The organism is Ruegeria sp. YTSB088 (assembly GCF_059609825.1).
In genome coordinates this window covers 61554-87114 of the sequence record NZ_JBXWMM010000005.1, presented here as the reverse complement: position 1 = coordinate 87114, position 25561 = coordinate 61554, and the positions used below count along the sequence as shown (strand labels likewise).

Here is a 25561-nt window from a genome sequence, read left to right as displayed (position 1 = left end):
CTCGCTCTGGCCAGTGGATTATTTCGAGATCCAGCCAGACCAGCGGTCTTTGTTGGTCTCCATCCACTCTGCAACAACGCTGTCGATTTCCACGCCATCAAGATCGGCCTTGCCGACCATGGCGCTCATTTCATCATTATTGATATTGTAGGCTTCGATAATGTCATATGCGCCTGGCCATTTTTCTTGCAGGCCAGACCAGGCGGCTTTCCAGATCGGGCCACGCGGCTTGCCGCAATCATAGGCCATGTCTGGGTTCACACCAACCGAAGGGTCACTGTAGCATTCTGGCGTAAATGGCGGGAATTCGACGAACTCGCCTTCGTATTTCGCCGGCGCCCAATGTGGGACGTAGACCCATAAGACAATCGGATCCTGCCTTTGATACGCGGATTCCAACTCGGCAAACAGGGCCGCGTCGGTGCCCGCATGGACGACTTCGAAATCCAGTTCAAGCGCTTCGACACGCTCGTCATCGAAGCCACCCCAGGTCACCGGTCCACCGACATAACGCCCGTTCGGAGCAGTTTCAGCCGTCGCGAATTCCTCGGCACAATCTTTTAACGCTTCCCAGTTCGGCAATCCCGGGCACCGTTCCTTCATGTAACTGGGGTACCACCACTCTTCGATCGCCATCAGGCCGGTTTCGCCGACATTGACGACCTTGCCGGTTCCGGTTGCTTCGTCCAGAGCCTCGCGCCCGGTGGTTTCCCAGATTTCCATCGCCAGATGCAGGTCACCCGTTTTCAGACCGGCGAATTGAGCAATGTAATCCGCCTGAACATATTCAACGTTGTATCCAGCTTCTTCCAGTATCGAACCCATGATCTTGGTATTGATCAACTGCCCCGACCAGTCGTGGAGCGTCAATTTGATCGGGTCCGAGGACTCAACAGCCCAAGCACTTGTTGCGGCTCCGACTGCCATAAAGGCCAGCGCAGAAATTCCCATTTTACAATTCATAACACCTTCTCCCTGTCGTGATTTTTTTCGATGAATCGGTGGTATTGAGTATAGACGACCACATCGTGGGGTTTTGTGTCAATAAAAACCACGTAAAGCCACATTTTTTCCTGATTAATGCAGATTTCAAAAGCAAATCTGTCGCTTCGCGTTGCTTTATGTGGGTATTGTGGTATGGCTTTAAGTCCCTTATGACGATGCCATCAGAGCGCGGCCCATGAACCTTCAGACCACCAACCAACGAGAAGAAGAAATCTTGCGCGCGCTTTTTCGCGCGGGTGGGTCATGCCGGGTAAGCGTTTTGGCAAATGATCTTGGGGTCAGCCTCGAAACCATTCGGCGAAACGTGCGCAATCTGGAAGAGCGCGGCATTGTGCGTAAGGTCCATGGCGGAGTTCATCTTCTCGAAGACATTCTGGAACCGTCGCTGCAAAGCCGTCTGGACAAGAAGGTTGACGCAAAAGAGAAGTTGGCGAAAGCGGTTGCCGAGGTCATCAGCGACGGAGACTCAGTTTTCCTCGATATCGGCTCGACAACCGCATATGTGGCGCAGGCGCTTGGCAACCACAGTGATCTTTTTGTAGTGACCAATTCGGTTTTTGTTGCCCAGGCATTGGCTTCAAGAAACAACAACCGCGTCTTCATGGCTGGTGGCGAGCTGCGCTCACATGATGGTGGCGCATTTGGTGTTGAAGCTCAGGACCTCATCAAACGTTTGAACGTCCGTTTCGCGGTTCTGTCTGTTGGAGCGGTCAATGCGGATCCGGGCTTTATGTTGCACGACCTGCAAGAAGCTAACCTGGCCCGCGTCGCCATTCAAAACGCACAGGTCCGTATTGTAGTGGCCGATGGCGAAAAGCTGGGAAAACGCGCGCCGGTAACACTGGAATCTGCCAACAAGATCAATCTGTTCTTTACTGATGTAAACCCGCCCGAGGGTATTCGCCAGATGCTTTCGGCGAATGAAATTGACCTTGTTGTAGCCGAATAGGCGCCTAACGCTTTTGGGCGATGACCCACACTGGGTGGTAGGTCAAATGAACCCTGCCGTCAGCTCCGAACTTTTGCACGTAGTCAGCTTCGAACCGGGCCAGAGTGGCGCGGGTCCATGCACCTTGTGCCCGACCATTTACCCCCGTCCTGCGCAAGTACTTCAGAACATCTCTGGGGGTGGCAAAGTAGGATGGCCTCACGCTTTCACCGACCGACAGAACTTTGAGCGGCCCTTCTATGGCAGCCACAAGGGCATCAGTTGCACAAAGGCCCGGCGCCCGGGCTGTTGAACCGATTTGCGTAAGCTCCTGGTATTGGAGTGGGCCAAACCCGGACATCGCCAGCCACCCACCGGGTTCAAGCGCATCGGCTACCTTCTGCAACAATCGGGCCGGATCCTCCATCCATTGGATCATCGAAGCCGACGCGACCAAATCCAGCCTCGCTGGCCACTCGACCAGGCGAACATCTCCGGCGATGAACGCCGCCTTTTCCGCATCTGCCGTCGCCCGCGCTTGAGGCGCGATATCGTTCAGGTAGAGATCGGGAAGGTCAAAGCTCTGCCGCAGCAACCGGGTCAGATGGCCTGTGCCGCAACCCAGCTCGAACGCCACATCAAACCGGCTTGGCGCGCCTACCCGGCGCATCTCGGAAACCAGCTTGCGGGCAACCCAGGCCTGCTGGCTGGCTGAGTCGTTGTAAGTCTGGAAGCTTCGGCTGAAGCTTCGCTGCACTTTGTCCGCCAATTGCGCTGTCATGACATCCACTCCGCCCAGCTTTGGCCCGATCGGAAAGGTACATGCGGAGCGGCGACGCGTTTGATAGCATCCGGGTTCGCGGCCCAGGCCGTCCTTTGAGCATTGGACGGAATGATCCGATCCCGCTCTGATATCCAAACCCGATCAAAGCCGGGATCAGGCGCCGAGCCGCGCTCAATAACCGCGTGAAGTTCCTTTTTTGCCTGCTCGATGTCCAGTTCAGGTATGTCAGCAGATAGTCCGGCGCGTCGGCAAAACTTGATGAAACTTGACGATGACAGCTGATCCGCCGTGGCCCGGACAATATCAGGCGCGATGCCCCGGTCTGCGCAGGCAGGATGCAACGTACCGCTGACGGCAACCAGCCGGTCAGGGCGAAACTGTGTGCTGGCCAACCAATGGGCCACGGATGCGACACCGAATGAAAACGCAAGCATTTCGACGCGGTCAAACCCGGCCAGATCGGGCAAGGGATCATCGAGCCGAGTATAGTCATCCATCAGCAGAACAGATCCGCCTCCGGTGAGACCGCGGAACGGTGCGGCACCCAGCGCCCACCCCCCGAAGACGAGAGTCAGCCTGCTGTCATCCGATTGCGCCAGCCACTGGTGTTTCATTGCTGCCCCCCGGCCAAAGCGACCATCGCGCTCGTGACCCGGCTGAGTTCATCAGGTGAAATAATGTAAGGCGGCATACAATAGATGTTTCGCGCAAAGGGACGCAGCCACACTCCGGTCTTCGGGGCCAGCCGGTGAGCGACAGAAGGATCAACCGTTTCCTTCATTTCAATAACACCAATGGCGCCGAGAACCCTGACGTCTGCTACGCCCGACAAACCGCGCGCTGGTTCCAGCTCGGTCCGCATCTGATTTTCAATATCAGCCACCTGGCGTTGCCAGCTCCCCCCTGCCAGAAGGCCAAGGCTGGCCGATCCTGCGGCACAGGCCAGAGGGTTGGCCATGTAGGTCGGGCCGTGCATGAACACTCCGGCCTCACTTTCACCAATGCCATACGCCACCCGCTTGCTGGTTACGGTTGCGGCAAACGAGATATGCCCACCGGTCAGCGCCTTGCCCAAACACACTATATCCGGGGTGATGCCCGCATGATCAGTGGCGAACAGCTTGCCGGTTCGGCCAAATCCGGTTGCGATCTCATCGAAAATGATCAGCACGTCATGGGCATCGCACATGGCGCGTGCCGCGCGCAGCCATTGGGGATGATAGAAATACATACCCCCGGCGCCTTGAACCACGGGTTCAAGGATCAGGGCCGCGAGGTGATCGCCCTTGTCGGCCAACAGTCGTTCCAGCGACTCCAACCCGTTCCGCGCCGGGTCCTCGGGCCAGTCATCCTCCAACCGAACCTGGGGACGCGGCAGGAAGTGCTGGATCGACAAAGCCCCGCGGAACAGCCCGTGCATACCCGTCACCGGGTCACAGACGCTCATCGCTTTCCACGTGTCACCGTGATAGCCGCCCCGAATTGTGGCAAATTCGAATTTGCGGGTGCGGCCATGGGCCATTTGGTACTGCACCGCCATCTTCATCGACACTTCGACCGAGACAGACCCACTGTCGCAATAGAAAATGCGGTCCAACCCCTCGGGCAACATGTCGACCATCCTGCGCCCCAGATCAATGGCCGGACGGTGTGTCAGCCCCCCGAACATCACATGAGGCATCTTTTCCAGCTGGGCCTGCATGGCGGATGTGATTTCGGGATGCTTGTGGCCGTGGATAGCGCACCACCATGACGACATGGCGTCTATCATCTTCGCACCGTCCTCCCGATAGAGATATACGCCCTCGGCCCGGTCGATAAGATGCATCGCACCGGGATCTGCCACGTTCGTATAGGGGTGCCAGAGGTGGCGGGCGTCAAACTCAAGCGGGGTCACAGAAACCTCCGTATGGTCGCCACGTCTATGGACGAAAACGCATCTGACAAGCTTTGCTGCGTAAGGTAGCCAAGATATGGCAAGCGTCCGAGGTGTCGAACGTTGCTCATTTCGACGATGGTTTGCTCCACGTCAGGCTCCGGGTCCCCGACAAAAGCGACGCCGACCACTTCGCACCCTGCGTCTCGAAGCGCCATCAGGGACAGCGTGGTGTGGTTGATCGTTCCCAGCGCCGTGCGTGCGACCAGAACGACCGGGACCTGCCATTTGGCGATCAGATCCAAATAGTAGGATTTGCGGTTCAGAGGCACCATCAGCCCCCCTGCCCCCTCCACAACCAGCGGCCCGTCCACCTGCGGCAGCGCAAGCCGGGACAGATCGATCTCAATGCCCATATCTTCCGCAGAAAGATGGGGGGAGGCAGGCATGTTCAGGCGATACGCTTCGGGCAACACGTCCACACCGGACAAGGTGCAGACGGTTTCCGTGTCCGTTGCATCCTCCAGACCCGATTGAACCGGCTTCCAGTAGCTGGCGTTCAGGGCCGCCGTCAGGCCAGCCGAAAAAACTGTTTTTCCGACGCCGGTATCGGTTCCGACAATGACCAGAGCGCTCATGCGGCCTCCGATTGGTGGCTGGAGATGGTTGCAAACAGGGCCGAAATGTCCTCAGGACTGACATTCCCGGTGATCGAGACGCGCAGACGGGATGTGCCTTTTGGAACGGTAGGCGGGCGAATGCCGCGAATGTCATACCCCTGATGTTGCAAAGCCTGTGCCATCGCCATCGTCCGGGCCTCATCGCCAAGAACGACGGGAATGATCTGGCTGTTCAAGGCCGTGTCAGGCAGCCCGGCTTGACGGGCCGCATCATGTGCATGGCGCAGGCGCTTGCTTGCAGCAGTGACTAAACCCTCATTCCCGGCCAATTCACGCAGGGCTGCCCGTACCAGAGCAGCGTTCAGAGGGGACGGCGCTGTTGCAAAGATAAATGGCCGCGCGCGGTTGATCAGGGCATCGATCATCGCGCGTGGGCCACAGATCAGCCCACCAGAGACACCAAGCCCTTTGCCGCAGGTGTGCAGGGTCAGAAGGTCAACGTTCAGATCATGCGCAAGACCCCTGCCATCTGTCCCGAAAACGCCCGTGGCGTGCGCCTCATCCACGATCAGAACGGCTTCGGTTTCACGCGCCAGACATGACAGGTCCTTTAGCGGGGCCAGATCGCCCTCCATGGAATAGACACTTTCAACAGCAATCCATACCTGACCCTGCCCACCAGCGGATCGCCATTCGGTCAAAACGTTGCGCGCATCCGCGACGTCGTTGTGGCGAAAGGCACGCAGATCCGCACGGCTGGCGCGCATCCCCTCGTGTGCGCTGGCGTGAACCAGTTCGTCATACAAAACCAGATCCCCGGCAGCCGGCAGGGTGGAAAAGATCGCTTGGTTGGCCTGAAACCCTCCACCCATGAACAATGCGGCCTCGGCCGCAAAGAAAGCCGCCGCTTCATGTTCCAGCGCCTCATGCTCAGGGTGATTTCCCCGCAGCAGCCGCGAGCCGCCCGAGCCTACGGGCACGCCGCGCGCCAACGCTGCCTGCGCAGCCTCTTGCAACAGGTTTGACCCGGCCAACCCCAAATAGTCGTTAGACGCAAAATCCAGCCCGCGCGCCGGGATCAAAGCCCGACGGCGGTGCCGGGCTTCCAGTGCATCGAGCATAGATTCCAGTCGTTCGACTGCTTTCATTCGGCGGCTTCCGTGCGGTTATGTTCTTCAGCCGTTTCGGCCTGAAGGCCAAGTTTCGCAAACAGGATCGAGTCGGTATCTTCCTCAGGGTTTTCTGCCGTCAAAAGAGTTTCGCCGACAAAGATTGAATTTGCTCCGGCGAAGAAACACATCGCCTGCATCTCGTCACTCATGTCACTGCGACCGGCGGACAGCCGAACGTAGGATTTGGGCATCAGAATTCGGGCGGTTGCAATAATCCGCACAAAGTCGATCGGATCAATCGGTTCGGCGTCAGCCAGCGGGGTATCCGCTTGTGGCATCAACATGTTGATCGGCACCGAATCCGGCGGCGGGGTCATGTTGGCCAAAGTCAGCAACATATCGATACGGTCGCCAGTATGTTCACCCATCCCCAGAATACCACCCGAGCAGACCTTGATTCCGGCTTCCTGTACCCGGTTCATCGTGTCGATCCGATCCGAGAATGTACGGGTGGTGATCACTTCGGAATAATAACGTTCGGATGTATCAATATTATGGTTGTAATAGTCCAATCCGGCATCGCGCAGCTGAACCACCTGGGTGTCATCCAGCATGCCCAGCGTCATGCAGGTTTCCATGCCCATAGCCTTGACGCCCTCAACCATGGCGACCAGAGCAGGCATATCGCGCGGCTTGGGCTCGCGCCAGGCGGCCCCCATGCAGAACCGGGTCGCGCCACCGTCGCGGGCCTTTTTGGCCTCGGCCAGTACACGCTGAACCTCGATCAGTTTCGATGCAGGCAGGATGGATCCGTTTCGGGCCGATTGCGAGCAATAGGCGCAATCCTCGGCGCACCCGCCTGTTTTGATCGACAGCAGTTTAGAAGTCTGAATCTTGTTCGGATCAAAGTTCTCGCGGTGCACGGTCTGTGCCCGGAACAGAAGGTCCATCAACGGGAGGTCATGAACAGCTTGCGCAGACTTTCGGGTCCAGCCGGAATGAGGGATGATCATTTTATCTATAAAACTTCCTGCAGCTTGCGTTGCCGTGGATTTATTATCGATAAAATCTGAAGGCGCAACAGTGTTGGCGCAAACGATCCCAAATCAAGCGAAAATGCCGCGCTTTTCAGAAATCAAGGCCCAGATCAACGGTTCGGGCCGAATGCGTCAGCGCTCCGGACGAGATGTAATCGACTCCGGTCGCTGCAATCGATGCGACCCGGTCCAAAGTCACATTTCCGCTGGCTTCGGTCTTCATTCGCCCATCCACCATGGCAACCGCTTCGCGCAGCATCTCGTTGTCCATGTTGTCCAGCAATACGACGGACGCGCCGCCAATCCTGAGCACTTCGGCCAACTGGTCCAGTCGATCGACTTCAATCTCGACGGCCATCATGTGACTGGCTTGCGCTTTGGCGGATTCAAGAACCTGACTCACACCCCCTGCGGCGGCGATGTGGTTGTCCTTGATCAGGATCGCGTCGGACAACGAATAGCGATGATTGAAACCGCCACCGTGCAGCACGGCCTGTTTTTCGACGATGCGAAGTCCGGGCGTGGTTTTACGGGTACAAGTCATGCGGGCATTCGTGCCCTTTGCCTGCTGGACAAAGGTGGCAGTTTTTGTGGCAATACCGGTCAGACGACCGGCAAAATTCAGCGCGACCCGCTCACCCGACAGGATCGAAGCTGCGGAACCTTTGATGGTCATCAGCGTGTCGCCGCGTCGACAGGACTGGCCATCCTTGACAAGCACCTCAACCTCAAGCGCCGGGTCGACCAGCCGGAACACTATCATGGCCACCTGCATGCCCGAAACAACGGCGTCCTCGCGCGCATTCAGTCGGGCTGTATAGGTCGTGCTCTGCGGGATCACGGCGCGGGTGGTCACATCACCGTAAGCTCCCAGATCCTCCATCAGCGCCGCGCGGACGACGGGTTCGAGGATCAGATCGGGCAGGGTCGCAAAACTCATGGTAATTCCTTGCAGGCTTCGGCGCGAACGTGCAGTGCGTCGCTAAGATACATCCGGGATCGTTTGCCGGGACCGTCGGCAATTTCCGGAAAGTCGGATCGTTCATGCGCGCCGCGGCTTTCTTCGCGCTGCAATGCTGCCGCGGCGATCAGGGTTGCTGTGGCACACATGTTTCTGAAAGACGGACACGCGCCATGCTGGTCCTCAAGCGCGGCAATCGTGCGCAATGCGCGGCATAACCCGGTGCGATCCCGGACCACGCCAACATCGCGCGACATAGTCGTGCGTAATATACTGACTGCATCGGACGTATCCGGGGTGTCAGCTTGATCAAATCGAAGGACCACAGGCTCCGACCCGGATGAATCCGGTATCAAACGCGTAATGTCCTCGGCACAGATGCGTGCAAACACCAATGCTTCGAGCAATCCGTTCGAGGCTAGCCGATTGGCGCCGTGAAGGCCGGTCGAAGACGCCTCACCGCACACCCACAACCCATCCAGTGTCGCGCGACCATCAGTGTCTGTTGCAATCCCGCCCATATGGTAGTGCGCTGCCGGAGCGACCGGTATCGCGTCCCTGACCGGATCGATTCCGTTGCGCGCGCAATATGCGGCAACCGCCGGGAAAAGCTTGTTTATTTGCGCGCCCAAAGCCTCGCGGGTGTCCAGCATCGGTCGGTCGCCGGCCTGCACTTCTGCAAATATCGCGCGGGCCACAACGTCGCGCGGGGCTAGCTCGGCATCAGGATGAATGGCCGGCATGAAACGCTCGCCATGCCTGTTTATCAGAACGGCCCCTTCTCCGCGCAGGGCCTCGGTCGCCAGCGGGGCCGGGTCTTCACCCACGTCCATGGCGGTGGGGTGGAACTGTACGAATTCGGAGTCGGCAATCAGAGCCCCGGCCCGTGCGGCCATTCCGATGACCTGCCCGCGGATGCGGGCCGGATTGGTCGTCAGGGCATAAAGCCCGCCAGAACCGCCGCCCGCCAACAATACGGCAGGTGCACGAAGCGTCACAGGCGCGGATCCGCTTTCCGAGGCATCCTGCACAACCACGCCCACCACGCGCCCTTCCGTCACTTCCAACGCAATGGCAAGGACCCCCTCCAAAACCTGCACAGAAGGAGTTGCACGCACACGCTCGATCAGGGCGGCCATGATTTCGCTACCAGCCTGATCCCCCTTAACCCGCACCACGCGGGCAAAACTGTGCGCGGCTTCGCGCGACAGGACATACCCACCATCCTCGGTGCGATCAAACGGAGTGCCTAAAGAGGTCAGGTCGAGAATATACTCACGCGCCTCGCGTGTGACCAAATCCGCGACGTTTTGCTCGACGGTGCCGGCCCCGGCATTGACGGTGTCAACAGCGTGGCTTTCCGGACTGTCGGCCAAGTCCATCGCGGCGGCAACGCCCCCCTGCGCCCATGCCGAACTTGCACCTTCGCCCAAAGGATCAGGCGAGATGATCACCACCGGTCGCGGTGCCAGTTTCAACGCAGCATAGAGCGCGCCAATCCCGGCCCCGACAATAATGACGCGATCCGTGGTGATATTGGACATTGCTGGTCAGATGCCGAGCTTGCGGGACAGATCAATCATCGCCTGAACGGATTTGCGAGCCTTCTCTGCCACGTCTTCAGCAACCTCGACCTGGCCTTCCATCGAGTGCAGAGCATAGAGGATCTTTTCAAGCGTGATCTTTTTCATATATGGGCACATGTTGCACGGCCCTACGAAATCGACCTCGGGCAGTTCATCAGCGATGTTCGACGCCATGGAACATTCGGTGATCAGCATCGCCTTCTGAGGCTTCTCATCATGCACATATTTGATGATACCGCTCGTTGAACCAGAATAATCCGCCTCGGCCACCACATCCGGCGGACATTCCGGATGAGCGATCAGGCGCGTACCGGGGTTCCATTCTCGGAAGTCGCGCAAGTCCTGCGCGGTGTATTGTTCATGCACGATGCAGGAACCGGGCCAGTACACCACGTTCTTGTGGCTTTCATTGGCCACGTTTTGAGCCAGATATTGATCCGGCGTCATGATGACCGTGTCGCTCTCCATGGCATTCACGATCTGCAAGGCATTCGACGAGGTGCAGCAGATATCCGAGGCCGCTTTGACCTCGGCAGTGGTGTTCACGTAAGACACAACCGGCGCACCGGGGTATTTGGCCCGCATTTCGTCGATTCCTTCGGCAGTAATCGATTCTGCCAAAGAACACCCCGCATCCATGTCGGGCATCAGAACAGTTTTCCCGGGGCTCAGAATTTTCGATGTCTCGGCCATGAAATGAACCCCGGCCTGAACAATCACATCCTCTTCCACCTCGCTGGCCTTGATCGCCAGTTGCAGGCTGTCACCCACGAAATCGGACACACCATGATAGATTTCCGGTGTCATGTAATTGTGCCCAAGGATCACGGCGTTACGCTCTTTCTTGAGCGCGTTGATCGCCCGCACATAGGGCGCATAGATCGCCCAATCCGGCGGGCTGATCACACGATCCATACGGGCAAACGTGTCTTTCATCTCATTGGCCAACGTGGCCGATGGGGCGAGGTCATAGACGTCCGAAAGAACAGTGCGGACTTGTGCAATATCGAGCAACGGGCGAGCCACCTTTGTCAGTTGTCGTTAGCCTGGCGGGCTGCTTAACGGCTTAGCCCTAGCTGAAACATCCCCGGTTCGAAACCGGAAAATTCGGCGTTAGCGCTAAGCCATGCAGACAAATTCAAAGATGAACGGCAAATCAGCCCAGAATCCCCGGCAGACGCAGCCCGTGTTCACGTGCGCAGGCCTTGGCATCCTCGTAACCCGCATCTGCGTGACGCCACACACCTGAAGCCGGATCGTTCCACAGAACCCGTTCGAGACGTCTGGCCGCTGCATCGGTTCCGTCGGCACAAATCACAACACCCGCGTGTTGACTGAAACCCATGCCAACGCCGCCTCCGTGGTGCAGCGAGACCCACGTCGCGCCCGAGGCGGTATTGACCAGCGCGTTCAGCAGCGGCCAATCCGACACGGCGTCCGAGCCGTCCTTCATCGCCTCGGTTTCGCGGTTCGGCGACGCGACCGAGCCGCTGTCGAGGTGGTCACGACCGATGACGACCGGCGCCTTCAATTCTCCATTCCTAACCATCTCGTTGAATGCCAGCCCAGCCTTGTGGCGGTCGCCCAGTCCAATCCAGCAGATCCGGGCGGGAAGGCCCTGAAAGGCGATGCGCTCCTGCGCCATGTCGAGCCAGTTGTGCAGATGAGTGTTTTCAGGGAACAGTTCCTTCATCTTTGCGTCGGTTTTGTAGATGTCCTCGGGATCACCCGACAGCGCGCACCAGCGGAACGGGCCGATGCCGCGGCAGAACAACGGGCGGATATAGGCGGGTACGAAACCGGGGAAGGCAAAGGCGTTTTCCAAGCCTTCGTCCTGCGCCACCTGCCGGATGTTGTTGCCATAGTCCAAGGTTGGCACACCCGCGTTCCAGAAATCGACCATGGCGGCCACGTGTTGCTTCATCGACGCTCGGGCTGCCGTTTCCACGGCCTTGGGGTCGCTTTCCCTCTTGTCTTTCCACTGCGCCATGCTCCAGCCCAATGGCAGATAGCCGTTTACCGGATCGTGGGCGCTGGTCTGATCGGTCACGATATCGGGGCGCTTACCACCCGCTTGCATGCGGCGGTAAACCTCGGGGAAAACCTCGGCGGCATTGCCGAGCAAACCAACCGATTTCGCCTCGCCCGCCCTGGTCCAGTGGTCGATCATTTCGAGCGCCTCATCCAGTGTCTCGGCCTTTTCGTCGAGGTACTTGGTGCGCAGGCGGAAATCGATGCTGTCAGGATTACACTCGACGGCCAGACAACATGCCCCTGCAAAGACGGCCGCCAGAGGTTGCGCGCCGCCCATGCCGCCCAGACCGCCAGTCAGAATCCACTTGCCGGTCAGGTCCCCGTCATAGTGTTGACGCCCCGCCTCAGCAAAGGTTTCGTAAGTGCCCTGAACGATGCCTTGCGTCCCAATATAGATCCACGACCCGGCCGTCATCTGGCCGTACATCATCAGGCCCTTCTTATCGAGCTCGTTGAAGTGATCCCAGTCGGCCCAATGCGGCACGAGGTTCGAGTTCGCGATCAGCACTCGAGGTGCGTCGGCATGCGTCCGAACGATGGCGACCGGCTTGCCGGATTGCACCACCAGCGTTTCATCTTCCTCCAGGTCCATGAGGCTGGCAACGATGGTATCAAAATCTTTCCACGTCCGTGCGGCACGGCCGATGCCGCCGTAGACAACCAACTCATGCGGGTTCTCGGCCACATCAGGGTGCAGATTGTTCATCAGCATCCGCATCGGGGCTTCGGTCATCCAGCTTTTGGCGTTCAGTTCGGGTCCTGTCGGGGGATAGATGTCACGGGTGTTTTTACGAGGGTCGGTCATCGGGCAAGCTCCAATGCAGTGTCGTGGATGGCGTCAAGGATGTCTTTGAGCCAACGGCGCAGGCGGTTGGCTTTGTCGGTATCAAAAGTCCAGGGCGGCGCTTCGGCGCTCAGGTAAGCCGACTGAGCCAGCTCCATCTGGATCGCGTGAACCCCTTCGGAGGGGCGCCCATAATGGCGCGTTGTCCATCCGCCCTTGAACCGCCCATTCAGAACAGCCGTATGGGGCGAGGACGCCGCGAACTCATGCGTTGTGGCTTCGATTTCCGGTGCACAGGTCGCCCCATTGTTCGTGCCGATGTTCAGATCGGGCAAAGTACCTTCGAACAGAAAAGGAATATGACTGCGGATCGAGTGGCAATCATACAGCACCGCAACCCCATGGGCCGCCTTCACCCGCTCCAACTCAGCCTGCAGGGCGGCATGATACGGCGCATGGAAAACTTCCCGCCGTTCGAGGATATCCTTTCCGGAAGGCGGGATGTCCCAGATGCCCTGGCCGTCGAAGTCCGTCAGCGGCACAAGGGTTGTCGTGTTCTGACCCGGATAAAGCGACACACCCGACGGGTCTCGGTTGGCGTCGATCACATATCGGTGGAAGGTCGCCCGAACCGTGGTCGCACCGGGCAGAAGTCCTTCATACAAGGTATGAATATGCCAATCCGTATCCGCCAAAGCCTTGCCCCGCGCATTCAACTTGGCCTCGATCGTGGCGGGCACATAGGTGCCGGTATGCGGCAGACCCAGCACGATCGGACTGTCACCGCGCGAAATCTCGACCGGGCCGCTCATACGCCAAGTTCCGGCATTGCGATGCCAGTACCACGGGCAATCTCGCCACTGGCGATCAGGGCCGAGGCTGCTTCGATCTCGGGTGCCATATAGCGATCATCACCCAAGGCCGGCACCACGGCACGCAGGCGTGCCATCACGGCCTGCAACGTTTCGCTCGTGGGCAGCGGCGCGCGGAATTCAACACCTTGTGTGGCACAGAGCAGTTCGACCCCCAGAATGCGTTCCAGATTGGCAACCATCTGCCCCAATCGCCGCGCACCATGGGCCGCCATCGAAACGTGGTCTTCCTGATTGGCCGATGTGGGCGTCGAGTCCGTCACGCATGGATTGGCCAGATGCTTGTTTTCGCTCATCAGTGCGGCGGTCGTCACCTCGGCGATCATGTAGCCCGAGTTCAGACCCGGATTGGGCGTCAGAAAAGGCGGCAGATCAAAGCTGAGCGCAGGATCGACGATCAGCGCAATGCGACGTTGCGCAATTGCCCCGATCTCGGCCACGGCGAGCGCTATCATGTCTGCGGCAAACCCAACGGGTTCGGCATGAAAATTCCCGCCCGAGACGATCAGGCCGGTTTCCGAAAGAACCAGAGGATTGTCCGTCGCCGCGTTGGCCTCGATTTCCAGCGTTGTTGCGGCCTGCCTCAGCACATCCATCGCGGCGCCCACCACCTGAGGCTGACAGCGGATACAATACGGGTCCTGAACGCGGGTATCGCCATCCCGATGGCTTTCGCGAATGACCGACCCGGCCAGAAGCGCTCTCATGGTCACTCCGGCCTCAATCTGCCCGCGATGCCCACGCAACGTGTGGATTTCCGGTTGCAACGGGGCGGTCGAACCCATGATCGCATCCGTCGTCAGCGCCGACGTAACCAACGCGCTTTGCGCCGCCTGCCACGCGCCAAACAGGCCGGCCAGTGCAAAGGCCGTCGAAAACTGGGTGCCGTTGATCAACGCCAGCCCTTCTTTAGGGCCCAGCTCGATTGGTTGCAGACCCGCCTTGGACAGCGCAGCGTCACCGGGCATCACATCGCCACCGAATTCGGCCTCACCAGCGCCCATCATGACGGCAGCCATGTGGGACAAGGGCGCAAGATCACCCGAAGCCCCGACCGAACCCTGCGCCAGGATCACCGGGGCCACACCCTTGGACAACATCCCTTCCAGCAGGGTGATCACCTCTGGCCGAACCCCCGAGGCCCCGCGACCAAGGCTCAGCAGTTTTAGAACCATCATCAATCTGGCAAGGGTGCGCGGGATCGCAGGGCCTACACCGCAGCAATGGCTGAGGATCAGGTTGCGCTGCAGGGTGGCGGTGTCCTCGGCTGCGATTTTGACGCTGGCCAGTTTCCCGAACCCTGTGTTCACGCCATAAACAGCGGCCTCTCCCGCCGCCGCATCAGCAATGCGCTTGTGCGCTTCTTCGACAGACGGGTGGCAAGCGGGATCCAGTTGAACCGGGCGTTCCTCGCGAAAGACCTGTTCCAGCTGTGACAGGGTAACGGTGCCCGGAGTGAGGGTTATGGTCGTCAAAGTGAGCCTCCGAATATGCGGGTATGAAGAGGGTTGAAGCCGATGCGATAGGCCAGTTCCGCGGGGTGTTCGACATTCCAAACCGTCAGATCGGCGCGATGCCCGACTGAAATCTGTCCGCAGTCAGCCATGCCGAGAGCGCGGGCAGCGTGGGTCGTCACGCCCTTAAGGGCTTCCTCTGGCGTCATGCGAAACAGGGTACAGCCCATGTTCATCGCAAGCAGCACCGAGGTCATCGGCGCCGAGCCGGGGTTGCAATCCGTTGCAAGCGCCATGGGCACACCGTGCCGGCGCAACAAGTCAATCGGCGGTGCCTGGGTTTCGCGAAGAGTGTAGAACGCACCCGGCAGAATGACGCCGACGGTACCGGCCTGTGCCATGGCCTGAACACCTGCTTCATCAAGATATTCTAAATGATCTGCCGACAACGCGCCGTATCCGGCAGCCAGTTTTGCGCCGCCCAAATTCGACAATTGTTCGGCGTGGATCTTAATCGGCAGGCCAAGCTCTGTCGCGACATCAAAAAGCGGGATCAGCTCTTCCGGTTGAAAGGCGATGCCTTCGCAGAAGGCATCGACTGCATCGACCAATCCCTCGGCATGAGCGGCGCGAAGCGTGGGAATGCACAGCTGATGAATGTAGTCCGACGCCCTGCCCTTATAGTCCTGAGGCACCGCATGAGCCCCCAAAAAGCTGGTCAGAACACGGACGGGACGATGATCCGGCAACGCCCGAGCCGCGCGCAACATTTTCAATTCAGTCTTGTCATCCAACCCGTAACCAGACTTCACTTCGATGACCGATACCCCTTCGGCCAGCATCGCGTCCACACGCGGCAATGCTTGTGCGACCAACTCCTCCACGCCAGCCGCGCGCGTGGACTTTACTGTCGAGATGATTCCACCCCCAGTGCGGGCAACCTCTTCATAGCTCGCCCCATTCAGGCGCATTTCGAACTCTACGGCGCGATGACCACCATGAACCACGTGAGTGTGGCAATCGATCAACGCAGGCGTAACCAGGCGTCCACCGAGTCGAGTCCGCGGCTGGTCGGCGAATCGTGAAGGAAGGTCAGCGACAGCTCCGATCCATGCGATGCGCCCGTCCTGCAACGCGATCGCGGCATCTGGAACCAAACCGTATGGCGTGCTGCCTTCGGTCATCGTTGCGGCGTCAAGATCGGTCAAAACCCGCGTTTGCGTCTGCATGTGACTCGCAACCTCCGTGCATTTCCGTCTTTTCTAGTACATTTCTATCAATTATATGTCTATGCATAAAATGAGGTGGAAAATGGCTATCTTCGCTAATCGCGCATTATTGAGCACCGGTTGGGCTTCGAACCTGCGGGTGGAAATCAAGGAAGGTCTGATAACGTCGTTGCAGAAGGGCGCGACGGCGCAAGAAGGCGATACGCGCGTCGACACTTTGCTGCCCGCATTGGCCAATCTGCACAGCCACGCATTTCAGCGCGCGATGGCGGGGATGACTGAATATCGAAAGGCCGGGCGCGACAGCTTCTGGACGTGGCGGGAACTAATGTACCGATTCACCGCGCACCTGACGCCCAATCAGGTACAGGCGATTGCCGCACTGGTCTATATGGAGATGCAGGAAGCCGGCTATGCCTCGGTTGGTGAATTCCAGTATCTGCATCACCAGCCAGACGGCACACCTTATGGCAATCTTGCAGAGCTGTCCCAGCGGATCATGGCTGCTTCGGCCGAGTCTGGAATCGGACTGACGCATCTGCCCGTACTTTATTCTTATGCAGGGGTCGGCGAGCAACCGTTGGAATCGGGACAGCAACGATTTGGCAATGATGTGGACCGCTATCTGGCGCTGGTCGAGCAAGCGCAAGCGGCACTGGGCGATCTGCCGGATGACTGTCAGATAGGCATTGCCCCGCATTCCTTACGCGCGACGTCACCACAAGATCTTGCCCGGGCTTTGGAAACCAAAACGACAGGACCTGTCCACATTCACATCGCGGAACAGCCCAAAGAGGTGGCGCAGGTTCAAGAGAGTCTGGGCGCACGCCCGGTGGAATGGCTCTTGAACAATGCAGAGGTAAACAATCGCTGGTGCCTCATCCACGCCACTCATATGACCGAAAGGGAAACCCGAGATATGGCGGCAACCGGCGCGGTCGCGGGGCTTTGCCCGATCACCGAGGCCAATTTGGGCGATGGCCCTTTCAACGGAGTTGTCTATCTTGAAGCCGGCGGTCGTTTCGGAGTTGGGTCGGATTCAAACATTTTGATTTCGATGACAGAGGAACTGCGAACGCTGGAGTACTCACAACGCCTGCGAGACCTGTCGCGCAATGTTCTGGTCGACGGGGACGGTTCGGTTGGACAGACACTTTATTGCAATGCGGCTTTGGGTGGCGCGCAAGCCCTGGCGCGCGCAGCGGGTCAGATCGCAGAAGGGATGCTGGCGGATCTTGTTGCCATTGACAGTCAGGATCCCGCGCTTTGTGCCCTGCGTCCTGAACAGTTGCTCGACGGGTTGGTCTTTGCCGCGAAGGATCACGTAGTGACCGATCTGTGGTCGGCGGGCCGCCATCAGGTACGCCAGGGCCGTCATATTGCACGGGATCGAATCGTATTTGACTATCGGCGGGCTATGGCTGATCTCATACTGAGGCTTTGAGTTTGCTGTTCCCTTTACGGGCTGACAAAAATGGCTTCATAATGCCAATATGTTTGTACGTAATTGGATGAACACCACGTGACCGATCAAAAACACCTCGGCTTTCAGGACATTCAGGACGAAGTCGTGAACCGCATTCAAACCCGAGTCTGGCCGCAGGGAAGTCTGTTGCCTACCGAGATGGAATTGGCAGCCGAGTTCGGCGTAGCACGGGCGACGGTCAATCGGGCGCTGCGGGAACTTGCCGAACAGGGCATTGTCACCCGCAAACGTAAGGGTGGCACGCGTGTTGTGACCACGCCGGTAAAGCAGGCGAAGCTGCCAATCACTGTCGTTCGGCAGACAATAGAAGAAATGAATGCCGAATACCGCTATGCTTTGGTCAGCCGAACACTGATCGACTGCCCCGCGTGGTTACAGGCAAAGCTGAGCATTCCCGAAGGCGCGCATGTCGTCCATCTGCAATGTATGCACCACGCCGACAACCGTCCGTTTCAGTTCGAGGAACGCTGGATCAACGTCAGCACCGTGCCTCAGGTTCTCGACGAAGATTTCCTGACCACCGGGCCGAATGAATGGCTGCTGTCCGAGGTGCCGTTTTCAAACGCTGAAATTGCTTTCTCGGCCGTCCCGGCAACAGGGCATTTGCAGGAGTTCCTGGCGGTACCGCCCGGCACACCGTTGTTTCGATTGGAACGCACGACCTGGTTTCGCAGCGATCCGGTTACATTCGTGCGCATGACTTTCCATCAGGGATACCAGATGCGCACCACGTATTGAGGCCAACGCGCTGAACAGGTTTTGACGGTGGTGAAAGACCTTACTGTTTCGAACACACCTTCCTTACTGCCGTTATAACCCCTTTGATCCTTCCGAAAGATGACATTTCGATCCTAAAGCCAGTCTATCTGGTCCTGTCCCGGGGTTTTGCGCGGAGGCAGTGCGGGTAAGGTTAACCAGCGGCCTGCCGCGAAAACAGGTTGCAACAGATTTTGGTATTGGCTTCTCGACGCTGAGCCGTTTGATCCAGCAGGATCGGCGCAATCCTGAGAAGCCGTCCGCCCAGTCTGATCTCGAGCGCGAGGTCGCGGAACTGCGGAAAGAGAACCGCATGCTTGAGAAGGAGAGGAGCTAAAAATTGCCACCCAGTTCTTTGCGGAGTAAAGCAAATGAGGTTTGCTTTCATCGTCAAGACCTCCGACATCCTCCCTGTCGAGCGGCTGTGCCAGATCATGGATGTCAGTCCAAGAGGGTATCGCGCCTACCGCGATCGTCCGCTCAGCCAGAACCAGCAACTGCTATGACAACGCCGCCCGCCTCTGGAAAGAATGCTATACATGGGCCTGCCGGGCAATGGTCGAAACCTTCTTCAAGGCGATCAAAGCTGAGTTGTTGTGGCAGCAATCCTGGAAAACGTGTAGAGACACCGAGATCGCAATCTTCGAATATTTCAACGGCTTCTACAATCCACGACGCAGGCACTCAGCCCTCGGCTGGAAAAGCTCTTTGGCCTTCGATGCAAAGGCTGCAATAGAAAGCAATCGGAGCGGCACGAAAGCGTGACGGGTCCATCCCAATGTTCAGGGCTTTCGTGAAACAGCTTTTTCGCATTCATTTGCGCCTTCCAAAGCTAAACAAACTCTACATCAGAACGAGGGACGTTTCTGGGGCAGGCCAGTTTGTCCCTTTTCGCGCAGGCCGATGTGCCCGAGGCCCGAGGTGTTATCTTTGATATCTCGGCTGACGCATTGGAAAGTGAACATACCTGCGGGATCTTTCAAAAACCCGAGTCGAAGTGGATGAAAAGCAATCCGTTGCTGTGGCGGCTTTGGGGTTGGTCCCCGGTATGCCCGCAGACCTGTTCGCAAGCACAGGCGAACGCGCAGTGATTGCTTATCCGGCACAGCCTATCAGCGAGTGTCTGGCCCAAACGTTTATCGAGTAAACGGTTTTACAAGACTTATAGCTTTAAACTTTTGAGTATCGAGTGTTTTGGTGTGTGAGCGATGGTCTGCGCCCCTGTTCCGGGCGCGGGCCATCCTTTTGGTGGGTTACACCCCATAACGAGCAAGAAACATGTCAACGGCCTGAGCAGCAACCTGATCTATTTCATCCTGGGTGAAAGTGTTCTGAATGCCGAAAGCCGCCCGGGTCCAGATCCGCACTTTGCACAGTTCGGAAAACTGCTCGGCGGCGATATGTACATCTTCAATGGCCAATTCGCCTTTGGCCACGGCCTTTTCCAGGTACTCGGCCATCTGTCGCTGACCATTTTGTGGCCCAGCCTCATAGAAAGCGCGACCTAGTTCGGGGAACCTGTCGCGTTCGGCAACGCAGATCCTGAATACCTGTTGCGCGAAATCTGACACAAGAAAACTGGTCAGCTGTGTCGCCGTGATCTGAAGCACTTCACGAGCAGGTTTGGTTTCGTCGATCATCGAGATGACCCGCTCGGCCATCAGGCAGCATTCTGTTTGGGCAACTTCCATGAACAAAAGGCGCTTATCAGGGAAGTAGCTGTATAGCGTTGCTTTTGACACGCCAGCCGCGCGGGCGATGTCATCTACACTTGCACCTTCAAACCCGTCCGCCATGAAAACCTCTCGGGCCCCGCGCAGAACCTGGTCGAATTTTCGGCCGGTGCGCAGGATGGTGGCGGTCTGGGTCATGTCGTCTCCTTGATCGATAACTACACCAGCTTATAAACCGTTCGGTTTAGATACAACGATTCTCGGATACTTCAGCGAATCCGACGGTGCATTTGCTTTGATGTCGGGTACTTGCAGCGAGTTCAAACCGTGCTAGGACTTGGCCCATGCTCGACATCTTTTTGCGCACCCTTCCGTTTTTCGCGATTATCGGCCTGGGATTTTGGGCGGGGCGCACACGGTTTTTCTCGGCTGAAGCCACGGCATATCTGACCAAGTTCGTCTTTTATTTTGCACTTTCGGCGATGCTGTTTCGCTTTGCAGCCACCCTACCCTTTGCCGAGATTTTCAATGCCCGGCTCATCCTTGGATATCTGCTGGGAACCGTGATTGTATATGTGCTGGCGACGGTCGTCGCGTGGCTGCGGGGGCTCGATATTCCGACCGCCGCGGTCGAAGCTCAGTGCGCGGCCATCGGCAATGTCGGGTTTCTGGGACTTCCCATGCTTGCTCTTTTGTTCTCTGAGGCTGCGATTGGGCCCGTGATGCTGGTCCTGACCGTCGATTTGGTGGTGTTTTCATCCCTTATCGTGATCTTGATCAATGGCGGCCGTGACGGAAAGCTGACTCCGGCCACGTTCAAGCTGATCGGAATGGGTTTGGTCAGGAATCCCATGATCGTATCCATCTCAGCCGGCCTCGTCTGGTCCTGGCTGCAAATACCTGTCCCTGAACCTCTTGGCGATTTTCTGACCATTCTCGGTGGTGCCGCAACTCCCGGAGCATTGTTCGCTATTGGCGCATCGTTGGCAAGCAAGTCGGCTGAACGTGTCCAGATCGCCGCTTGGTTAAGCTTTTGCAAACTGGTGATCCACCCGGCCTGCGTTGCGGTTGCTCTGTTGTGGCTGATACCGATTGAAATTTTTCCGGCAACTGTTGCCATCGCAGCAGCCGCTTTGCCTGTTGCGGGCAATGTTTACATGCTGGCCGCGCATTATGGAATCGCCCCGCATCGCGCGTCAGCCGCAATCCTTCTATCCACAATCGTCAGTATTCTCACCGTGCCAATGGTGATCGCCTGGATGGGCGCATTCTGACTTTCACCTTTTCGAAAAAATCTCTCAACGAAGGCGCGCAGACTTTACGCCGGGTCTGCTGATCGTTAGCCATGTTGCGACTCTAAAATAAGGACGGTGCCTGATGGAAACCCTTTCGGAGAATGCCTGTTTTGGCGGTGTGCAGGGCGTGTACCGCCACGCCTCCTCGTCGTGCAAGTGTGACATGACTTTTGGCCTGTTTCTTCCAGCCGAGGCTAAGGACGGGCCGGTTCCGGTTCTTTGGTATTTGTCGGGATTGACCTGCACCCATGAAAACGCGATGACCAAAGCCGGGGCTCAGGCGTGGGCTGCGGAACAAGGAATCGCCGTGGTGTTTCCGGATACGTCGCCGCGCGGTGAAGGCGTCGCGGATCACGAAGATTACGATCTGGGTCAGGGCGCAGGGTTCTATGTGAACGCGACACAGGAACCTTGGGCGCCGCATTTCCGTATGTGGGACTATGTTGCCGAAGAGCTGCCCGCCCTGCTGTTCGAAAACTTCGCCATCGACAGCGAACGCCAGGCCATTACGGGCCATTCCATGGGGGGGCACGGCGCCCTAACACTTGCCATGGACCTGCCCGGACGCTTCCGTTCGGTGTCAGCCTTTGCGCCGATCTCGAACCCGACCGGAGCGGATTGGGGCCGCAAACAGCTGAGCGCCTATCTCGGTGACGACGAAGCGCTTTGGGCAAAACACGATGCGTCTTTGTTGATGAAGAAATCCGGTTTCGACGGTCCGATCCTGATCGACACCGGTGCAAACGATCAGTTCATGGATCTTCTGCGTCCCGAAGCGTTGGCGCAAGCCATCGCCGAACGTCGCCAGCAAGCGACATATCGCTTCCAGCCGGGTTACGATCATTCGTACTTCTTTGTGTCCACGTTTATGGAAGATCACATCATCTTCCATGCCGAGGCACTGTACGGAGACTGAGGGATGAACAGATACGATTACGACCTGATCATCATCGGGTCAGGACCTTCAGGGCGTTCTGCGGCAATTCAGGCAGGCAAACTTAAACGGCGTGTGTTGGTCATCGATCGCAAGGACCGTTTTGGTGGCGTCTCTGTCCATACCGGTACAATTCCGTCCAAAACCCTGCGCGAAACGGTGCTGAACCTGTCGGGCTGGCGTGAGCGCAGCTTTTATGGGCGTTCCTACCGGGTAAAGGATCAGATCCGTGCAGAGGATCTGAAAGCCCGCCTGCATATGACCCTCGACCATGAGGTCGACGTCTTGGAGCATCAGTTCAACCGGAACCACGTCGAAACTCTGGACGGTTTGGCCAGGTTTGTTGGACCGCACGAAGTAGAAGTCGCAACCGATGCCGGAGAAACAACGCGTGTGACGGCCGCGAAGTTTCTGATTGCGACAGGCACGAAAACCTATCGCCCGGATTATGTTCCGTTCAACGGCAAAACCGTGGTCGATGGTGACGAATTTCTGGAAATGGCAGAGATTCCGCGCTCGCAGGTTGTCATCGGTGCCGGGGTCATTGGCGTGGAATACGCCACAATGTTTTCGGCACTGGACGTCCGCGTCACGTTGATTGAACCCCGCGACACGTTTCTGGATTTCATAGACAGCCGGTTGATCCACGACTTCACCCACCAGATTCGGGAAAACGGTGTCGACCTGCGTTTGGGCTCGGCTGTCGAGAAGATTGAAGACGCCGGCGAACATGTGGAAGTGACCCTCGACAACGGTCGCCACGTTCGTGCAGAAATGCTTCTGTTCGCGGCCGGGCGCATGGGAGCGACGTCCAAACTCAATCTGGATGCCGTCGGGCTGGAGACGGACCACCGCAACCGGATCAAGGTCGACCGCAAAACCTATCAAACGGCTGTGCCGCATATCTATGCCACAGGCGATGTGATCGGACATCCGTCACTGGCGTCAACTTCTTTGCAACAGGGGCGAGTGGCTGCCTGTCATGCGCTCGAGACGCCCACGCTGCCGGAAAGCCCGTGGTATCCGTACGGCATCTATTCAGTGCCCGAAATTTCAACCTGCGGAATGTCAGAAGAAGAATTGCAGGAGCGCAACATACCCTACGAGGTCGGTGTGGCACGGTTCCGCGAGACGTCACGCGGGCATATCATGGGGCTGGAACACGGCATGTTGAAGATGCTGTTCTCGCTAAAGACCCGCAGGGTGCTGGGCGTTCAGATCGTCGGTGAAGGCGCGACTGAACTGATTCACATCGCGCAGGCCGTGCTGAACCTGAAAGGCACAGTGGACTACTTCGTTCAGAACACGTTCAACTACCCGACACTTGCCGAAGCTTACAAAATTGCGGGCCTGGATGCGTTCAACCGAATGCCCATACCAGAGGAATTCAAGGTAAAAAAGAAACCCGCGGAACCGGCAAAGAAAGAGGCGAAGAAAGCGTGACGACGCTGTATGTCGATGGCGATGCCTGTCCAGTAAAGGCCGAGGCCGAACGGGTCGCAACGCGACACAAAGTGCCGATGGCGCTGGTGTCTAATGGTGGGCTTCGACCATCGGCCAACCCGCTGGTACAGGTCATTGTCGTTTCCGAAGGCGCCGATGAGGCCGACAAATGGATTGCCGAACGCTGTGGAGCGGGGGATGTCGTCATTACGTCCGACATCCCTTTGGCTGCAAAATGCGTCGAAGCGGCTGCGCGCGTGCTGCGCCCGAACGGTGAAACCTTCACCGCGGCGAATATTGGTCAGCAACTGGCCATGCGTGATTTGATGGCCGATCTGCGCGCGGCCAATCCGTTGGGAACCGGCGGTGGTGGTCGACCGTTCGGCAAGGCAGACCGCTCGCGGTTTCTGGACGCCCTGGAACGGGAATTACGTGCCGCCAGACGGGGATAGCCAAGGCGGCGGCCTGCCCAAATTACTGACGCGAAATCAGAAACGCCCGTTTACAAGTTCTTCATAAGAAAGCACCCTGTAATTGAATTCCGATCAGGCTATTCGAATACGGAGACTGCGTTATGAAAGTACAAGGCACCCATTATCGGTCTATTTGGCGGGACAAACCGGCAGGTGTGGTTCGGATCATCGACCAAAGGTGGTTGCCGCATGATTTTCGGGTCGTAACCCTGAAAACGCTTGACGAATTTGCAGCGGCGATACGGGATATGTGGGTCAGGGGCGCACCTTTGATTGGCGCGACCGCTGCGTTTGGAATTGCCGAGCAGATGTCTCGGGACAGTTCGGAAGCTTCCTTCGACGCTGCGTATGACGTTCTGCACACAACCCGACCCACCGCAATCAACCTGCGCTGGGCATTGGACAGATGCCGAGAAGCGCTGATGCCGCTTGCTCCTGGTGATCGTGCCGAGCGCGCCTGGTCGCTGGCGCAGGAGATTGCAGACGAAGATGTCGAGATCAACGCCGCAATTGGCCGTCACGGGCTGGAACTGATCAAGGATATCGCAGCTCGAAAACCCGCCGGTGAGCCGGTAAAGTTGTTGACCCATTGCAACGCGGGATGGCTGGCGACTGTGGATTGGGGCACGGCCACAAGCCCGATGTATCACGCGCATGACGCGGGCATCCCCCTGCAAGTCTGGGTGGATGAAACCAGACCGCGCAACCAGGGCGCCTTGACATCCTGGGAATTGGGTGAGCATGGCATTCCCCATCGTTACATCGTGGACAATGCCGGCGGTCATTTGATGCAGCACGGCTTGGTTGATTTGGTGATTACGGGCACAGACCGAACCACGGCCCAAGGTGATGTTTGCAACAAGATCGGGACTTATCTGAAAGCTTTGGCTGCATGTGACAACGGTGTGCCATTTTACGTAGCCCTGCCCTCTCCTACGATTGACTGGACAGTTCGCGACGGTGTGGCCGAGATCCCTATCGAGGAACGTGATGCAAGGGAAGTAACCCATGTCATGGGGGTTGATGGACAGGGGAATATCTCGGACGTACGCGTGACGCCAAATGGCACAGAAGGTGGCAATCCTGCCTTTGATGTCACACCAAACCGGCTGGTGACGGGGCTTATCACCGAGCGCGGCATCAGCGAGGCTTCTGCCGACGGGCTTGCCCGGTTGTTTCCCGAACGGGCTGGTTAATACTTTGTTTAGCACAGTCCTAA

The 25561-nt window shown here is 57.9% G+C and carries 25 protein-coding genes and 1 pseudogene; 10 read left to right on the top strand and 16 right to left on the bottom strand.

The annotated features are described in order from the left end of the window. Positions 1–18: 18 nt before the first annotated feature. Entirely contained in the window at positions 19–963 is a 945-nt protein-coding gene (locus tag AC2FFA_RS09740) for an ABC transporter substrate-binding protein (RefSeq protein WP_496851448.1), read from the bottom strand. A 217-nt stretch (positions 964–1180) separates the two neighbouring features. Between AC2FFA_RS09740 and AC2FFA_RS09735 the strand changes: the two genes are divergently transcribed. Further along, complete coding sequence (locus tag AC2FFA_RS09735; protein ID WP_496851446.1) at positions 1181–1954, top strand: DeoR/GlpR family DNA-binding transcription regulator; 774 nt, start codon at positions 1181–1183, stop codon at positions 1952–1954. Positions 1955–1958: 4 nt separating this feature from the next. Here the strand turns inward: AC2FFA_RS09735 and AC2FFA_RS09730 are convergent, their stop codons facing one another. The 13 genes from AC2FFA_RS09730 to hutI form a co-directional block, all read right to left on the bottom strand. Further along, positions 1959–2714 (bottom strand): methyltransferase domain-containing protein, encoded by a 756-nt coding sequence (locus AC2FFA_RS09730; RefSeq protein WP_496851445.1) that lies wholly within the window; start codon positions 2712–2714, stop codon positions 1959–1961. Then, positions 2711–3331 carry a pimeloyl-ACP methyl esterase BioG family protein gene (locus AC2FFA_RS09725; RefSeq protein WP_496851443.1) on the bottom strand — a complete coding sequence of 207 codons (621 nt, stop codon included), beginning with the start codon at positions 3329–3331 and terminating at the stop codon, positions 2711–2713. Before AC2FFA_RS09725 ends, AC2FFA_RS09730 begins: the two co-directional genes overlap by 4 nt. Then, a complete protein-coding gene (gene bioA / locus AC2FFA_RS09720) occupies positions 3328–4614 on the bottom strand; it encodes an adenosylmethionine--8-amino-7-oxononanoate transaminase (protein WP_496851441.1) in 1287 nt (428 codons plus the stop codon). The genes AC2FFA_RS09725 and bioA overlap by 4 nt, the downstream gene beginning before the upstream one ends. After that, the gene (gene bioD / locus AC2FFA_RS09715; protein ID WP_496851439.1) at positions 4611–5231 is read right to left on the bottom strand and encodes a dethiobiotin synthase; all 621 of its coding nucleotides are present in this window, start codon (positions 5229–5231) and stop codon (positions 4611–4613) included. The genes bioA and bioD overlap by 4 nt, the downstream gene beginning before the upstream one ends. Then, entirely contained in the window at positions 5228–6361 is a 1134-nt protein-coding gene (locus AC2FFA_RS09710; protein WP_496851437.1) for an 8-amino-7-oxononanoate synthase, read from the bottom strand. Before AC2FFA_RS09710 ends, bioD begins: the two co-directional genes overlap by 4 nt. Beyond that, entirely contained in the window at positions 6358–7338 is a 981-nt protein-coding gene (gene bioB / locus AC2FFA_RS09705; protein WP_496851435.1) for a biotin synthase BioB, read from the bottom strand. The genes AC2FFA_RS09710 and bioB overlap by 4 nt, the downstream gene beginning before the upstream one ends. Positions 7339–7453: 115 nt before the next feature. After that, positions 7454–8302, bottom strand: a complete 849-nt coding sequence (nadC, locus tag AC2FFA_RS09700) for a carboxylating nicotinate-nucleotide diphosphorylase (protein WP_496851433.1) — start codon at positions 8300–8302, stop codon at positions 7454–7456. Beyond that, positions 8299–9867, bottom strand: coding sequence for an L-aspartate oxidase (locus AC2FFA_RS09695; RefSeq protein ID WP_496851431.1), 1569 nt, complete (start codon positions 9865–9867; stop codon positions 8299–8301). Before AC2FFA_RS09695 ends, nadC begins: the two co-directional genes overlap by 4 nt. A gap of 6 nt (positions 9868–9873) precedes the next feature. Then, entirely contained in the window at positions 9874–10923 is a 1050-nt protein-coding gene (gene nadA, locus AC2FFA_RS09690) for a quinolinate synthase NadA (RefSeq protein ID WP_496851430.1), read from the bottom strand. Positions 10924–11065: 142 nt separating this feature from the next. Further along, entirely contained in the window at positions 11066–12748 is a 1683-nt protein-coding gene (hutU, locus tag AC2FFA_RS09685; protein ID WP_496851428.1) for a urocanate hydratase, read from the bottom strand. After that, entirely contained in the window at positions 12745–13539 is a 795-nt protein-coding gene (hutG, locus tag AC2FFA_RS09680) for an N-formylglutamate deformylase (RefSeq protein ID WP_496851426.1), read from the bottom strand. Before hutG ends, hutU begins: the two co-directional genes overlap by 4 nt. Then, complete coding sequence (gene hutH / locus AC2FFA_RS09675; RefSeq protein ID WP_496851424.1) at positions 13536–15074, bottom strand: histidine ammonia-lyase; 1539 nt, start codon at positions 15072–15074, stop codon at positions 13536–13538. The genes hutG and hutH overlap by 4 nt, the downstream gene beginning before the upstream one ends. Next, positions 15071–16282: an imidazolonepropionase gene (hutI, locus tag AC2FFA_RS09670; protein WP_496851422.1), complete on the bottom strand. Its 1212-nt coding sequence runs from the start codon at positions 16280–16282 to the stop codon at positions 15071–15073. Before hutI ends, hutH begins: the two co-directional genes overlap by 4 nt. Before the next feature lie 82 nt (positions 16283–16364). Between hutI and AC2FFA_RS09665 the strand changes: the two genes are divergently transcribed. Both AC2FFA_RS09665 and hutC read left to right on the top strand, forming a co-directional pair. Then, on the top strand, positions 16365–17726 hold the full coding sequence (locus AC2FFA_RS09665) for a formimidoylglutamate deiminase (protein ID WP_496851421.1): 1362 nt from the start codon (positions 16365–16367) through the stop codon (positions 17724–17726). 78 nt (positions 17727–17804) lie between these two features. Then, on the top strand, positions 17805–18506 hold the full coding sequence (gene hutC, locus AC2FFA_RS09660) for a histidine utilization transcriptional repressor HutC (RefSeq protein ID WP_496851419.1): 702 nt from the start codon (positions 17805–17807) through the stop codon (positions 18504–18506). Between the two features lie 172 nt (positions 18507–18678). Here hutC and AC2FFA_RS09655 read toward each other — a convergent pair whose 3' ends face one another. Next, positions 18679–18912 (bottom strand): hypothetical protein, encoded by a 234-nt coding sequence (locus tag AC2FFA_RS09655; RefSeq protein ID WP_496670549.1) that lies wholly within the window; start codon positions 18910–18912, stop codon positions 18679–18681. Between AC2FFA_RS09655 and AC2FFA_RS09650 the strand changes: the two genes are divergently transcribed. Then, positions 18896–19030, top strand: a complete 135-nt coding sequence (locus tag AC2FFA_RS09650) for a hypothetical protein (RefSeq protein WP_496670997.1) — start codon at positions 18896–18898, stop codon at positions 19028–19030. The genes AC2FFA_RS09655 and AC2FFA_RS09650 overlap by 17 nt on opposite strands. Next, positions 19020–19289 (top strand): annotated as a pseudogene (locus AC2FFA_RS09645) (IS3 family transposase); the annotation flags it as partial. The gene AC2FFA_RS09650 and the pseudogene AC2FFA_RS09645, both read left to right, overlap by 11 nt. 488 nt (positions 19290–19777) lie before the next feature. Here the strand turns inward: AC2FFA_RS09645 and AC2FFA_RS09640 are convergent. After that, positions 19778–20395, bottom strand: coding sequence for a TetR/AcrR family transcriptional regulator (locus AC2FFA_RS09640; RefSeq protein WP_117873141.1), 618 nt, complete (start codon positions 20393–20395; stop codon positions 19778–19780). 146 nt (positions 20396–20541) lie between these two features. On the opposite strand from AC2FFA_RS09640, the gene AC2FFA_RS09635 reads away from it, so the two are divergent. From AC2FFA_RS09635 to mtnA, 5 genes are all read left to right on the top strand, one after another. Continuing rightward, positions 20542–21471: an AEC family transporter gene (locus AC2FFA_RS09635; RefSeq protein WP_496851418.1), complete on the top strand. Its 930-nt coding sequence runs from the start codon at positions 20542–20544 to the stop codon at positions 21469–21471. 103 nt (positions 21472–21574) lie between these two features. Continuing rightward, entirely contained in the window at positions 21575–22408 is an 834-nt protein-coding gene (gene fghA, locus AC2FFA_RS09630; protein ID WP_496851416.1) for an S-formylglutathione hydrolase, read from the top strand. Positions 22409–22411: 3 nt separating this feature from the next. Then, positions 22412–23869, top strand: a complete 1458-nt coding sequence (sthA, locus tag AC2FFA_RS09625) for a Si-specific NAD(P)(+) transhydrogenase (RefSeq protein WP_496851414.1) — start codon at positions 22412–22414, stop codon at positions 23867–23869. Then, on the top strand, positions 23866–24321 hold the full coding sequence (locus AC2FFA_RS09620; protein ID WP_496851412.1) for a YaiI/YqxD family protein: 456 nt from the start codon (positions 23866–23868) through the stop codon (positions 24319–24321). Before sthA ends, AC2FFA_RS09620 begins: the two co-directional genes overlap by 4 nt. 122 nt (positions 24322–24443) lie before the next feature. Beyond that, positions 24444–25538 carry an S-methyl-5-thioribose-1-phosphate isomerase gene (mtnA, locus tag AC2FFA_RS09615; RefSeq protein WP_496851410.1) on the top strand — a complete coding sequence of 365 codons (1095 nt, stop codon included), beginning with the start codon at positions 24444–24446 and terminating at the stop codon, positions 25536–25538. Positions 25539–25561: the final 23 nt, after the last annotated feature.